This window comes from Thauera phenylacetica B4P (assembly GCF_000310225.1).
GTDB classification, from domain to species: domain Bacteria; phylum Pseudomonadota; class Gammaproteobacteria; order Burkholderiales; family Rhodocyclaceae; genus Thauera; species Thauera phenylacetica.
This window is the reverse complement of sequence record NZ_AMXF01000109.1, coordinates 1-13,068: the sequence shown is the minus strand read 5'-3', so window position 1 is coordinate 13,068 and position 13,068 is coordinate 1. Positions and strand designations below refer to the sequence as shown.

The 13,068-nt window shown below is 70.5% G+C and carries 10 protein-coding genes, 1 tRNA gene and 1 pseudogene; 5 read left to right on the top strand and 7 right to left on the bottom strand.

Annotated features, from left to right (window positions below):
- A partial coding sequence (locus tag C667_RS13775; RefSeq protein WP_004366046.1) for an AAA family ATPase occupies positions 1-1,221 on the bottom strand: 1,221 nt, incomplete at its 3' end.
- Positions 1,221-1,607 (bottom strand): DUF2237 family protein, encoded by a 387-nt coding sequence (locus tag C667_RS13770; protein ID WP_004366044.1) that lies wholly within the window; start codon positions 1,605-1,607, stop codon positions 1,221-1,223. The genes C667_RS13775 and C667_RS13770, both read right to left, overlap by 1 nt.
- 213 nt (positions 1,608-1,820) lie before the next feature.
- Here C667_RS13770 and C667_RS13765 point away from each other — a divergent pair, with 213 nt between their 5' ends.
- The 5 genes from C667_RS13765 to C667_RS13745 all read left to right on the top strand — a co-directional run bounded on the left by C667_RS13765 (position 1,821) and on the right by C667_RS13745 (position 6,029).
- The gene (locus tag C667_RS13765) at positions 1,821-2,435 is read left to right on the top strand and encodes a response regulator (RefSeq protein ID WP_004366043.1); all 615 of its coding nucleotides are present in this window, start codon (positions 1,821-1,823) and stop codon (positions 2,433-2,435) included.
- A gap of 27 nt (positions 2,436-2,462) precedes the next feature.
- On the top strand, positions 2,463-5,030 hold the full coding sequence (locus C667_RS13760; RefSeq protein WP_004366041.1) for a sensor histidine kinase: 2,568 nt from the start codon (positions 2,463-2,465) through the stop codon (positions 5,028-5,030).
- A complete protein-coding gene (locus C667_RS13755) occupies positions 5,027-5,395 on the top strand; it encodes a response regulator (RefSeq protein WP_004366038.1) in 369 nt (122 codons plus the stop codon). The genes C667_RS13760 and C667_RS13755 overlap by 4 nt, the downstream gene beginning before the upstream one ends.
- A gap of 13 nt (positions 5,396-5,408) precedes the next feature.
- The gene (locus C667_RS13750; protein ID WP_004366036.1) at positions 5,409-5,807 is read left to right on the top strand and encodes an Hpt domain-containing protein; all 399 of its coding nucleotides are present in this window, start codon (positions 5,409-5,411) and stop codon (positions 5,805-5,807) included.
- 131 nt (positions 5,808-5,938) lie between these two features.
- Positions 5,939-6,029: transfer RNA gene (locus C667_RS13745), tRNA-Ser, on the top strand.
- A 117-nt stretch (positions 6,030-6,146) separates the two neighbouring features.
- Here C667_RS13745 and C667_RS13740 read toward each other — a convergent pair.
- The 5 genes and pseudogenes from C667_RS13740 to C667_RS13725 all read right to left on the bottom strand — a co-directional run bounded on the left by C667_RS13740 (position 6,147) and on the right by C667_RS13725 (position 12,914).
- Entirely contained in the window at positions 6,147-7,268 is a 1,122-nt protein-coding gene (locus C667_RS13740) for a hypothetical protein (protein WP_004366034.1), read from the bottom strand.
- Between the two features lie 47 nt (positions 7,269-7,315).
- On the bottom strand, positions 7,316-8,098 hold the full coding sequence (locus tag C667_RS13735) for a hypothetical protein (RefSeq protein ID WP_004366032.1): 783 nt from the start codon (positions 8,096-8,098) through the stop codon (positions 7,316-7,318).
- A gap of 197 nt (positions 8,099-8,295) precedes the next feature.
- Positions 8,296-9,855: an efflux transporter outer membrane subunit gene (locus C667_RS13730; RefSeq protein WP_004366030.1), complete on the bottom strand. Its 1,560-nt coding sequence runs from the start codon at positions 9,853-9,855 to the stop codon at positions 8,296-8,298.
- A gap of 5 nt (positions 9,856-9,860) precedes the next feature.
- Positions 9,861-10,901 (bottom strand): annotated as a pseudogene (locus tag C667_RS26680) (efflux RND transporter permease subunit); the annotation flags it as partial.
- Positions 10,902-10,925: 24 nt separating this feature from the next.
- Positions 10,926-12,914: an efflux RND transporter permease subunit gene (locus tag C667_RS13725; protein ID WP_281054846.1), complete on the bottom strand. Its 1,989-nt coding sequence runs from the start codon at positions 12,912-12,914 to the stop codon at positions 10,926-10,928.
- Positions 12,915-13,068: the final 154 nt, after the last annotated feature.

The window sequence follows — 13,068 nt, the reverse complement described above, 5'->3', positions numbered from 1 at the left end:
CTGCGCGCCCGCCTCGCCGCGGTACGCCGCCAGGCGCGCGAGCACGCCGTCGAGCTGGGCGGTGCGCGCGCCGATGTGCAGGCTGCCGTAGCGCCGCATGCGCGCAGTGCTCATGCGCAGCGCCGCCGACCCGCCCTTGGCGTCGCCGATCGCACCCGCGAGATCGCCGGCCTGCGCCGCCGCCGGGTCGATCGCCGAGAAGCGCAGCCGCCCCGCCTCGTCGTAGTCGAGGTCCCTGGCCTCGCGCTCGGTGGCGAGCTGCGCCTCGAAGGCCTCCACCACCCGGGTGATGCGCGGCGGCGACCACGCCTCGCGGATCCCGAGGCGTGCCGCCAGCCACTCCGCCACCGCCAGCCGAGCCGGCTCGTCGGCGGTCACGCAATGCGGCACCAGGCCCAGGTCCCACTCGCTCGCCGCCGCCCTGCCCTCGCTGGCCGCCGCCACGCGCAGCAGGTGGGCGAGCTTGACCCAGCGCCGGTCGGACACATACCCGCCACGCCCCGCCAGCCAGGCGCGCAGCTCGGCCAGGCGATCGAGCACCTCCGCCGGCAGCGCGCAGCCGGCCGCAGCCCGGGCCAGGGCCGCGAGGTCGTCCTCGTCGAGCTGCAGCGCGGAGGGCGGCGCGAGCGCCTCCGGCGCGGCCGGGCGATCCTCCCCGAGCAGGCGCCGAAAGCCCTCCGCGCTCACCGGCACCACGGTCAGGCGCAGCAGGAAGCGGTCGAAGAAGGCCTCCGCCACCTCGTCCTCGGGCACCTGGTTGGTCGCGCCCACCACGCTGATCAGGGGACAGCGCAGGCGGCCCGCGCCGTTGTCGAACTCGCGCTCATTGAGGAGCGTCAGCAGCGCGTTGAGGATCGCGCTGTTGGCCTTGAAGACCTCGTCGATGAAGGCCACCGCGGCGTCGGGCAGGAAGCCGGCGACGTGGCGCTCGTAGCGGTCTTCCTCGAGCGCGCGGATCGACAGCGGGCCGAAGAGTTCCTCCGGCACGGTGAAGCGGGTCAGCAGGCGCTCGAAATAGCGCGCGTCGCGAAAGGCCAGGTGGATGCGGCGCGCGAGCGCGCTCTTGGCGGTGCCGGGCGGCCCGATGAGCAGGGTGTGCTCGCCCGCGAGCGCGGCGAGCAGGCTCGCGCGCAGCACCTGCCGGCGCTCGACCAGGCCGGCCTCGAGCACCGCCAGCAGCCCGGCCAGGCGCTCGCGCAGCGCCGCGCGCACCCCGTCCATCAGGCGCTCGGTCCGTGCGCCGTGCCCCAGGCGTGCGCCTTGAGGGTGTCGAGGTCGATCACACGCAGCGCCGCCTCATGGGTGGCCTCGAGGATCACCGGCGGCGCAACGCCGGCCTCGAGCGCCTCCTTCCAGCGCAGCGCGCACAGGCACCAGCGGTCGCCCGCCTTGAGCCCGGCGAAGCGGTATTCGGGTCTCGGCGTGGACAGGTCGTTGCCGGCGCGCCGCGAGAAGTCGAGGAAGGCCGCGTCGACCTTCACGCACACGACGTGGCGACCGAGGTCGTCGGGACCGGTCTCGCAGCACCCGGTGCGGTAGAAGCCGGTCAGGGGAGAGTAGCTGCAGGCGAGCAAGGCTCCGCCCAGCACGTTCTTCGAAGTGTTCATGGTCGGCGATCCGGAAGTCTTCCACGGTGGCATCGGCGAACGCCCGCGACGTTCGCGGCCAACCGCGTCCGTGCCATTGTAGCGGCCTCGGTCGTTCGCGGAGCACCCAAGTCGGGGCTATGCTGCCATCCTTGAAATTCCTTTCGCATCCCGACCCCCCGGTGCCATAATTCTGGTACTTTTAATCATTCCATCGAATCGCAGATCTTCTACATGGCCGTAAAAACCGACTCCAACTCCGAGTTCATCAGCACAGCCCAGGCGGCGCGCCAGCTCGGCCTGTCGCTCGGCGCCGTGCAGCAAATGGTCGAGAGCGGGACGCTGGCCGGCTGGAAGACCGCCGGCGGCCACCGCCGCATCCGCCAGGACTCGGTCGATGCCCTGCTTGCGCGCGCGCGCTCGCCCTCCACGCCCATGCGCGGCAGCGGCGATCGCCTGCGCGTGATGGTGGTCGAGGACGACCGGCTGCTGCAGAACATCTACCGCGAGACCTTCCTCACCTGGAGCCTGCCGATCGACCTGCACGTGATGGAGCACGGCCTCGACGCGCTCGTCGAGGTCGGCCGCGAGCCGCCCGACCTGCTCATCGCCGACCTGCGCATCCCCGGGATCGACGGTTTCGAGATGATCCGCCGCCTGCGCGACAACCCGCTCTCGAGCGACATCGCCATCGTCGTCGTGTCCGCGCTCGGCCCCAAGGAGATCGCCGCGGCGGGCGGGCTGCCCGAGGACATCACGGTATATCGCAAGCCCATCCCCTTCCAAGAGCTACACGGCTACGTCCAGGCGCTGATCTCGATTCGCCGCCGCGGGCGCCACGCCGGCTAAACCCCGCCCCTACCGCGAGCCCGCACGATGGAGGCCCCTCGCGCGATCCGCGGCATGAGCCTGCGTGCCAAGCTGATCGCGATCTTCATCGCGATCAAGGTGGTGCCTCTGGTGCTGCTCGCGGTGTTCGCCTGGAGCGCGGCGCGCGACCTCGGCCAGCTCGTGACGCAGCGCGTGGTCACCCTGTCCGACGTGATGCGCGACACCCAGATGCGCACCGGCCAGACCGCCATCGACGACGCCATCGACGCCCTCGACGACCGCTCGCGCGAGGCCATCGAGACGCTCACCACCGCCACCGCGCGCAGCATCGCCCAATTCCTCCACGAGCGCGACGGCGACATCCTCCTCGCGGCCAGCCTGCCCGCGGATGAAGCCACCTACCGCAACTTCGTCGACACACGCGTGCGCAACATCGAGGAGCATGGCCCCTACACGCTCGACGCCGAGGGCGAGCGCTGGGTGGAGCGCGATCCGCAGCCCCGCGAGCTCGCCCTGGTGCGCGCCCCGCTGCCCGACAACTCCAACAGCTTCCATTACCGCGCGCCCGACACCCACATGCGCGGCACCCCGCGCCCGCTCTTTCTCGAGATCAGCTTCATCGACCTCGAAGGCCGCGAGCGCATCAAGGTGCCGAGCGCGACCGGCCGCCAGCTCCTCGACCCCGCGCTGCGCGACATCACCCGGCGCGAGAACACCTTCATTCGCGCCGAGACCTACTGGCCCGCGCTGCAGGCCCTGCGCCCCGGCGAGATCCACGTCTCGCGCGTGATCGGCGCCCAGGTGGGCACGCACTGGGTCGGCGACTACACCCCGGCGCGCGCGCGCGCCCTCGGCAAGCCCTTCGCCCCCGAAGCGTCGGGCTACGCCGGCCTGGAGAATCCGGTCGGCAAGCGCTTCCAGGGCCTGATCCGGTGGGCGACCCCGGTGCTGCGCGACGGCCGCATCGCCGGCTACGTGACGCTGGCGCTCGACCACGCCCACCTGATGGCCTTCACCGACACCCTGCGCCCGACCCCCGAGCGCTTCGCGCCGATCGCCGACCCCGCCTCGGGCAACTACGCCTTCATCTGGGACGACGAAGGCCACAACATCTCACACGCGCGCGACTACTTCATCCACGGCTACGACCCCGCCACCGGCGAGCGCACCCCGCCCTGGCTCGATCGCGAGCTCTACGACGCCTGGCGCGACAGCGGACAGTCCTGGCCGACGTTCTCCGCCGCCCTCACGCCCTACCAGGGCCAGCGCCTCGGCCGCGAGCCCCACCCCGAGTCCACCGCCTCGGGGCTGCTCGGGCTCGACTGCCGCCACCTCGGCTTCTCGCCGCAGTGCCAGGGCTGGCACGACATGACCGAGCACGGCGGCTCCGGCTCCTTCACCATCCTGTTCTCGGGCCTGCGCAAGCTCACCACCGTCGCCACCATCCCCTACTACACCGGCCAGTACGGGAAGACACCGCGCGGCTTCGGCTACGTCACCATCGGCGCCAATGTCGAGGACTTCCATCGCGCCGCCACCGAATCCGGCAAGCGCATCGGCAAGATGATCGGCGACGCCGACGCCCTCACCCAGCAGGAACGCGACAATCTGGTCGCCGACATCGCCACCAGCCTGCGCGGCACCACCACCAGCCTCGCCGCCTCCACCCTGGCGATGGTGCTCGCCGTGATCCTCATCGCGATCTGGATCGCCGGCCTGCTCTCGCGCCGCATCACCCAGGTGGTCGACGGCATCCACCACTTCGAGCGCGGCGAGCTCGACCACCGCCTCCCCGCTCCCGGCGGCGACGAGCTGGCCGAGCTGGCGCGCGCCTTCAACCGCATGGCCGACACCGTCCAGCGCTCGATCCGGGGCCTCGAGGACGCCCGCCACACCGCCGAGCAGGCCAACCGCATGAAGAGCGAGTTCCTCGCCAACATGTCGCACGAGCTGCGCACCCCGCTCAACGGCGTGATCGGCTTCGCCGAGCTGCTCAGCCTGGAGCTCGAGGATCCCGAGCAGCGCGAATGCGCGACCACGATCCACGACAGCGCGCGCCACCTGCTCGCGGTGGTCAACGACGTGCTCGACCTCGCCAAGGTCGAGGCCAACCGGCTCACCCTGGCCGTACAGACCATCGACCTCGTCCCGCTGCTCGCCTCGGTGGCCGCGCTGCACAAGGTCAACGCCGAGGCGAAGGGCGTCGACCTGCGCGTGGACCTGCCCGCCCACCCGTGCATCATCGACGCCGACCCGGTGCGCCTGCGCCAGGTCATCGAGAACCTGCTCTCCAACGCGGTGAAGTTCACCCGCGAAGGCCACATCCTCGTCAGCCTCGCCGCCGCCGCGAACGAGGTCTCGATCCGCATCGCCGACACCGGCAGCGGCATCGCGCGGGAAGAACAGGAGCGCATCTTCGCGCCCTTCTACCAGGCCGAATCCTTCCTCAACCGCGGCCACGGCGGCACCGGCCTCGGCCTCACGCTGTCGCGCCGGCTCGCCCACCTGATGGGCGGCGCCATCCACCTCGACTCCGTTCCCGGCAAGGGCTCCACCTTCACCCTGCGCCTGCCGCGCCACTCCACCGCCCGCGCGGGCGGTCCGCAACCATGAACAAGCTCGCCTTCATCATCGACGACAGCGCGATCAACATCGCCGTCGCCCGCCTGCTCCTGCGCCGGCTGGGCTGGATCGTGGAGGATTTCGACAGCGCCATCCCGATGCTCGCGCGCCTCGCCGAAGTCCAGCCCGCCTTCATGCTGCTCGACATCTCCATGCCCGACCTCGGCGGCGAGGAAGCCTGCCGGATCATCCGCGCCAACCCCGCCTGGAGCGGCATCCGCGTAATCGCCTACACCGCCCACGCGATGGAGATCGATCGCCAGCGCTACCTCGCCGGCGGCTTCGACGCGGTCATCACCAAGCCGATCACCATCGGCGGACTGCACGCCGTGGTCGGACACGCACCGAACGACTGAGCCCGAGACCGACATGCCCCCCGACCACCCCGAATCCGCATCCCACCCCGACTTTGCATCCCACTTCGACCTCGCCGCGCTGCGCAGCGACATGTCCGAGAGCCGCAGCGCCGTGCGTGCCGTGCTGGAGACCTTCGCCCCCTGGCTGGCCGACACGCGCGAGCAGCTCCACGCGGCGATCGAAGGCGCCGACCTCGAGCAACTGGCGCGCGTCGCCCACCGCCTGCGCGGCGCACTGTCACAGCTGCGCGCGGCCACGGCAGTGGCCCAGGTGAAGAAGATCGAGGCGCACTGCAAGGCCCACCCCAATATCTGCATCGCGCGAGACCATCCCTTGCGGGCCGAGCTCGACGCCGAACTCGAAGCCCTGGCCGGCGAAGTCGCAGCGCAGCTCGAGGCGCTGCGGCAGTAAGGCATACCGAGAGCGGAGGAGCGGCGGACGGCGGAGGAGCGGCGGACGGCGGAGGGGCGACGGCAAGGAGAGCAGCGCACAAAAAGCGCTTTCTTATCCCCACCCTTGCGGCTATAATGCCGCGCTTCACCGGACAGGTGGATGAGTGGTTTAAGTCGCACGCCTGGAAAGCGTGTTTGGGATAATATCCCAACGCGGGTTCGAATCCCGCCCTGTCCGCCAGAACACCCGCAATAAAGCGCCCTCCGAGGCGCTTTTTTGTTGCGTCGCGTCGCGCAGGCGATCCAGCCACTCGCAGGCGGGTGGGACGACGGGAGCCCATGCATCCCGCCGCCGCGATCAACCCGCTGAATCTGCCTTTTTCTTCACGTTCGCACCGACCGAGCGCACCGAAGCGACCGATTTCAGCACGTTGAACCAGAACGGCGCACCGAGCGCAATCGCAAAACCGGAAAGCAGCAAGCCCACCAGCTTGGCCAACCCGTTCTCGCCTGCCAGGGCCTGTGCGAACTCGCCGCTTTTCCAGCCGATCATGAGTCCGCTCGCGGACAAGGCGTCCGCCCGCTCCTTGACCCTCAAGTCCAGGGCCCTCTGCTCGGCGGCGAGCGCCACCCTTTTCACCACCTCTTCGCGCTGTGCCTCGTCATGCCTGCGGGTGGCGTCTGCGCAGGCTTGCGCACGCGCCTTCTCCACCTCGGGCGCCTGACAAGCCGAACGGAAGCCTTTCTCCGCCTCATCGCGGCTCTTGACGGCTTCCTCATGCTCCCTGCGTGCACGATCGCGTCCCGCCGTATCGAGAAGGGCCGCGAGATCGGAGGCTTCGGCCACCTTCATGGCCTGCTCGACCAGTTGGGCCCGCAACCTGGGGTCGGCGGACAGTTGCCGCGCCAGGTCGATCGTGTCGACATTCATCGTCAACACGACGGAGAAGGAGATCCCGACCAGCACGTATTGCGTCTTCTGCCGGTACCACGCGGTGAGCTGATCCTCGAAAGTCTTGAACCAGTCGTCCAGCATGACCTGGAACTTCTCCAGGTCGCCGTTCGCGCGGGCGCAGAGGTCGATGAGGGCGCTCCGCACCGGCGCGTTTGCCGGTAGCTGCTCGGCAAGCGCCCGAATGTCGCCGACGCGCGCGAAGGCGTCCTCCTTGAAGCCCTGGACTCGCGAGAGAACGCCCTGAGTCAATTGCCACGCCGAGACGTAGCTCACCCGGAAGGTCTTCCAGACGCCGCGCGTACCCAGGTGCGACAGGAAGGGCGAATCGAGCACCTCGTCCGCCCGCTCCATGTCCAGCGACTGCGGATTCTCCGAAAGCAGGCTCGCGATCCCCCTGCGCAGCCAGCGCGCGCGACTGCTCAGCGCGGCTGCGATGAACTCGTTGATCGACGTCACCGCAAGCGCGAAGACCAGATAGATGAGGGACAGGCCCAGCAGCACATCCAGCGCGAGCAGAAAATCCATGTGATCGGTTCCTGACTGCAAAGCCCGGCATCCGTCGCCCGGCCAGGTCAGGCCAGCCCCACCCCCTGTAGGACCGGCTTCCAGCGTTCCTTGGCGATCTTCTTGAAGCCCTTGCCCTTCGGATGCAGCTCGTTCGCCCAATCCTTTTCCGCGAGCGTTCCCCGGCTGTCGACGATCAGCAGATGCGCCGGATCGCCCGCAGCGACACGCCCGAGCATGGCGTGAAATGCATCGATCAGATAGCGCACGCAGTCGCGCTGGAGCGCCTCCGGGACGCCCGCATCGACGAGCGCCGGCTGGAGCCAGCCGGCCTTGCCCGCGACGCCGCGACCATCCGGAATCGCATAGTCATACGAATGCATCAGGATGCGGCAGTCGAGCGAGGTATGCGTGTAGATCAGGCCGATCAGGCGCCGGTAATGATCGTCCATGCGCTCCAGGAACTGGCCGAGCCCGCCGTCCCCGCTGCGAAAGCAGTCGGCGGCCGCCTGCGCGCCGCTGCAGTCCAGCCGGAGCAGGGGGCGCATGTCGTTGAATCCAGCGAAGTCGTTGCCGCCGCCGCTGATGAACACCGCCGAGAGGCTGCTTCCATATCGACGCAGCGCGCCGGTGACCCGGTCCTTGTACTTGCCGTCGACATAGTCGAAGGCCTCGGCCCCGTTCATGCCCTGCACGAGGATGGTGTGCTCCTTCTTCTCGACGATCGGCCCGAGGTGGCTGATCAGGCTACCACCCGGAAAGGGATACCAGAACCAGGAATCTCCGATCCCCAATATGCTCGGCATCACCAACGCCCGTTGCATCGCGGCTTCATCCCAGAAAACGGCCATGTCGCGCTCCTCTCGAGAAGATCCATCCGTCCTCGCCGGGAAGCAGGTTCGCATATCCCGCCCCCCATCGAAGCCATCCGGTTTCAATCAAGATGACCGGAGGGCAGATGTCAAGGCCCGCCGACGGACGTTCCCAAGAGAACACGGCGGTCTTCAAAGCACGGCCGAATCCGCGAGGCCGAAGCCTTCGACGGGCGCTACGTTCTCGGCGAACCGGCCCCCGCCGCTCCACCCCCCAGGGCACGGTAGAGCTGCACCACCGCCTGCTGCACGCCGCGCGTGACCTGCGCGAGGCCGAGCTCGCTGTCGAAAAGCTGGCGTTCGGCGTCGATGACCTCGAAGTAGCTGGAGATGCCGGCGAGGTAGCGCGCGTTGCTCACGCGCAGGCGCTCGCGGTTCGCCTGCACCACGCGGCGCGTGGCCTCGCGCTGCTCGGTGAGGCGCTCGAAGGCGACCAGCGCGTCGCTCACCTCGCGGAAAGCCTGGCGGATGGTGGCCTTGTACTGCTCGACCAGGATGCGCTGCTGCGCCTCGGCCACTTCCACCCCGGCCTGCAGGCGGCCGCCGTCGAAGAGCGGCAGGCCGATCGACGGCTGCAGCGACCAGGCGTGGCGCCCGCTGTCGAAGAGTTGGCCGAAGTCGGTGCTGGCGAAGCCAAGCAGCGTGGTGAGGGTGATGCGCGGCAGGAAGGCCTTGCGCGCGGCGTCCACGCTGGCGCCGGCGGCGCGCAGGCTGTCCTCGGCGGCGCGGATGTCGGGGCGGCGCTGCCGCAATGCCGAGGGCAGGCCGGCGTCGAGCCGGGCGGGCGGGGGCAGCTCGTCGAGCCGGGCGCTGCGCGCGATCGGGCCGGGGTTGCGGCCGAGCACGGTGGCGAGCGCGTTCTCGGTCTGTGCGATGCGGCGCGCCTGGTCGGCGAGCGCCTGCTCCGAGCCGGCGAGCAGGGATTCGGCCTGGCGCACGTCGAGGATGGACGACACGCCCTCGTCGAAGCGCGCGCGCGTCAGCCGCAGCGCCTTGCGCCGGCCATCCAGCGTGCGGCGGGTGATCTCGTGCTGGGCGTCGAGATCGAGCAGCTCCAGGTAGAGCGAGGACAGCTGCGCGACCAGGCTGGTGCGCACGCCATCGGCAAGCGCGGCGCTGGCGAGCACCTCGCGGCGCGCGGCCTCGGTACGTGCTGCGAGCCGGCCCCAGAGGTCGATCTCCCAGGCCGGCATCGACAGGCCGACGACGGCGTTCTCGCCGACGCGGTTCTCCCGCGGATCGAAGCCGGGCATGCGCTCGCGCGTCGCCGCGGCGCTGGCATTCACGCCCGGGAACAGCGCCGCGCGCTCGATGCCGTACTGCGCGCGCGCGAGCTCGATGCGCTCGATCGCGATGCGCAGGTCGGCGTTGGCGACGAGCGCCTCCTCGATCAGCGCGTGCAGCTCGGGCGCGGGCAGGATCTCCTTCCACGGCAGCGCGCCCAGGCTCGCGGCGCCCTGCTCCGCCGCGATACCCTGCTCGGCCGCGACGCCCTGCTCCACCACGACGCCCTGCTTGACCTCGCCCCCCTCCCGCGCCGCCTCGCGCGGCCAACGCTCCGGCACCGGCACGTCCGGTCGCACGAAGGCGGCAGGCTGGCAGGCCGCCAGCAGCAGCGCCAGCGCCGGCAGCAGCGCGGGCAGGCGTGCGGGCAGAAGCGCACGGAAAGGCGCACGCAAATACGCACGCACAAGCGCAACCAGGCGAGCGGGCAACCGGCGCCCGGGCAGCGGCATGTGTCTCATCGTCCCGCCTCCGTCTCGTCGCCGCGGATGCGGAAGAAGCTCGCGTACAGCAGCGGCACCACCACCAGAGTCAATCCAGTGGCGAAGATGAGGCCGAACATGATCGTCACCGCCATGCTGCGAAAGAAGGGATCGAGCAGCAGCGGCGCCACCCCCAGCACGGTGGTCGCCGCCCCCAGGAAGACCGGCCGCGCGCGGCTGGCCGAGGCGTCCAGCACCGCGAGCAGGCGCGGCTTGCCAGCGCGGATCTCCACGTCGATCTGGTCCACCAGCACGATGGCGTTCTTGATCAGCATGCCGGTCAGGCTCAGGAAGCCGAGGATGGCCATGAACTCGAAAGGCGCCTGGAACACCAGCAACCCGACCGCCACCCCCACCACCGCCAGCGGCACGGTGAGCCAGATCACCGCGGTCTGGCGCAGGCCGTTGAACATCACGATCACCGCCACCACCATCGCCGCGAAGCCGAAGGGCGCCGCCGCGGCCAGCCCGGCGTTGGCCTCGGCCGCGGCCTTGTGCTCGCCGTGCCACTCCAGCACGTAGCCCGGCGGCAGCGCGATGGCCTCGATCTGCGGGCGCAGGCGCTCGAAAAGCGGCGCGGACAGTTGCCCGGCGGGCGGGTCGCACTGCGCCTTGATGGTCGGGAAGCGGTTCTCGCGCCGGATCAGCGCGTCCTCCCACACCGTGTCGACGCGCTCGACGAACTGGCTCACCGGCACGTACCTGCCCGCGCTGGCGCTGAAGACCTGGGCGTTGCCGAGGTCCTCGACGCCGCCGCGCTCGTCCGCCGGCGCGCGCGCCAGGATGGGGATCAGGCGCTCCTTGTCGCGATACACGCCGATCTGCTGGCCGACGTAGTTGCGCTCGAGCGCGGCGGCGATGTCCGAGGGCAGCACACCGGCGCGCTGCGCGGCCTCGACTGAGAAGCGCGGGCGCACCACCGCCACCGCCTGGCGCCAGTCGTCCTGGATCGCCACCGCCTCGGGGTCGGCGGCCATGATCGCCTTGGCCTCCTCCGCCAGCCGGCGCAGCACCGCCGGGTCGGGACCGCGGAAGGCGGCCTAGATCTTCTTGCCGCCGCCGCGCCCCAGCATGAACTTCCACACCTTCACGCTCGCCTGCGGGAAGGCCGCCTCCAGCTCGGGCTGCAGGCGCTCGATGAGGCCAGCGATGTCCTCGAAGCGTTCCACGTCCACCAGCAGCTGGCCGTAGGCCGGGTTGGGGTCTTCCGGGCTGTAGGTGAGCATGAAGCGCAGCGCGCCCTGGCCGATGAAGCTCGTCACATGACGCACGCCCGGCGCCGCGCGCACCTTGGCCTCGGCCTCGCTGACCACGGCGGCGGTCGTGCGGAGATCGGTGCCCTGCGGCAGCGCCAGGTCGACCACGAACTGCGGCCGCGCCGAGTCGGGCATGAAGCCGGGCGGCACATGGCCAAAGGCGACCACGCCGGCGACGAGCAGGCCGACCAGGACCAAGCCGCTGAGCTTGCGGTGGGCCAGCACGCCCTGCAGCAGGCCGCGATAGGCACGCAGCAGGCGACCTTCCTGCGCGTCCGCCTCCACCTTCACCTTGAGGAAGGCGGCGCACAGCAGCGGCGTCAGCGTGATCGCGAACAGCCACGACAGCAGCATCGAGTACAGGATCACCCAGAACAGCGAGCCGGCGTACTCGCCCATGTCGGTGGGCGATAGGCCGATCGCGCTGAAGGCGAGGATGCCGACCACGGTGCCGCCGAGCAGCGGCCACACCGTCGCGCGCACCACCGCCCCCGCGGCCGGCGCCACCGCCTCGCCCTTCTGCAGCCGCACCAGGATGCCGTCGGTGACCACGATCGCGTTGTCCACCAGAATGCCGAGCGCGATGATCAGCGCGCCGAGCGAGATGCGCTGCATCGCGATGCCATCCATCCACATCGCGATCAGCGTGCCCGCCACAGTCAGCACCAGCACCGCGCCGATGATCAGCCCGCTGCGCAGCCCCATGAAGAGCAGCAGGACCACGACCACGATCGCCACCGCGGCGACCAGGTTGTCGACGAAGCTCGAGACGGCCGCGCGCACCGAGTCCGACTGGAAGGAGACCACGTTCAGCGCCATGCCCACCGGACGCTGGTCCTCCAGCGCGGCCAGGCGGCGCTTGACCGCGTCGCCCATCTCCACCACGTTGCCGCCGAGCACGTTGGAGATGCCCAGCCCGATCGCCGCCTGCCCGTCGTGGCGCATCAGCACCGCGGGCGGATCGACGTAGTCGCGGCGGATCTCGGCCACGTCGCGCAGGCGCAGCAGGCCGCTGCTTGCGTCGCCGGCCACCACCAGTTCGCCGAGCGCTTCCACCGACACCACGCCATCCGCCGGCTGGATCTGCAGGCGCAGCGGCCCGGCATCGACCGCCCCGGCGGGCGCGACCAGGTTCTGCGCGCGCAGCGAGGCGTAGATGCGCTCGAGCGGCACGCCAAGCTGGGCGGCGCGCGCGCTCGACACCTCGACGTAGATCGCCTCCTTGCGCTCGCCGAGCAGCGCCACCCGCGCCACACCCGGCACCAGCACCAGCTCGCGGCGCAGGAAGTCGACATAGTCGTAGAGCTGGCGCGGGCTGTAGCCCTCGCCGGTGACGGCATAGAAGAGCGCGAAGACGTCGCCGAAATCGCCCTTCACCACCGGTTCGGCCGCGCCCGGCGGCAGCGCGCGCGCGGCCTCGGCGATCTTGCTGCGCAGCTTGTCCCACACCTGGTCGAGCTCGGCCTGGGTGTGCGAGAACGCCAGCTTCGCCTCGACCTTCACCAGCGACTCGCCGGCGCGCGACACCGAGGTGATCTCCTCCACCTCCTGCATCTGCTGCACCGCGCCCTCGATGCGGTCGGTGATCTCCTCGGCCACCTGCGCGGGCGAGGCGCCCGGGTAGGCGGTGACCACCACCGCCTGGCGGATGACGAACTCGGGGTCCTCGAAGCGGCCGAGGCGCTCGTAGGCCAGCCAGCCGCCCGCCAGCACCAGCAGCGTGGCCACCCAGGCGACGACCGCCTTGCGGATCGTGTATTCGGCGATGTTCATGCGCGGCCCCGGGCTCAGCGGGACTCGAGCGGACGCACCGCCATGCCTTCGCGCAGCGCGCCCACGCCGGCGGCGACGATGCGCTCGCCGGGCGCGAGGCCGGAGGCCACGACGATGTCGGCGCCGACGATGGCGCCGGTGCGGACCGCCCGGC

What these genes read in the sequence shown, in the direction of transcription:
- C667_RS13750 (WP_004366036.1), top strand. Translation starts at nt 5,409, where the DNA reads ATGCCCCCCGACCACCCCGAATCCGCATCCCACCCCGACTTTGCATCC.
- C667_RS13725 (WP_281054846.1), bottom strand. Translation starts at nt 12,914, where the DNA reads ATGAACATCGCCGAATACACGATCCGCAAGGCGGTCGTCGCCTGGGTG.
- C667_RS13755 (WP_004366038.1), top strand. Translation starts at nt 5,027, where the DNA reads ATGAACAAGCTCGCCTTCATCATCGACGACAGCGCGATCAACATCGCC.
- C667_RS13765 (WP_004366043.1), top strand. Translation starts at nt 1,821, where the DNA reads ATGGCCGTAAAAACCGACTCCAACTCCGAGTTCATCAGCACAGCCCAG.
- C667_RS13730 (WP_004366030.1), bottom strand. Translation starts at nt 9,855, where the DNA reads ATGCCGCTGCCCGGGCGCCGGTTGCCCGCTCGCCTGGTTGCGCTTGTG.
- C667_RS13735 (WP_004366032.1), bottom strand. Translation starts at nt 8,098, where the DNA reads ATGGCCGTTTTCTGGGATGAAGCCGCGATGCAACGGGCGTTGGTGATG.
- C667_RS13760 (WP_004366041.1), top strand. Translation starts at nt 2,463, where the DNA reads ATGGAGGCCCCTCGCGCGATCCGCGGCATGAGCCTGCGTGCCAAGCTG.
- C667_RS13770 (WP_004366044.1), bottom strand. Translation starts at nt 1,607, where the DNA reads ATGAACACTTCGAAGAACGTGCTGGGCGGAGCCTTGCTCGCCTGCAGC.
- C667_RS13740 (WP_004366034.1), bottom strand. Translation starts at nt 7,268, where the DNA reads ATGGATTTTCTGCTCGCGCTGGATGTGCTGCTGGGCCTGTCCCTCATC.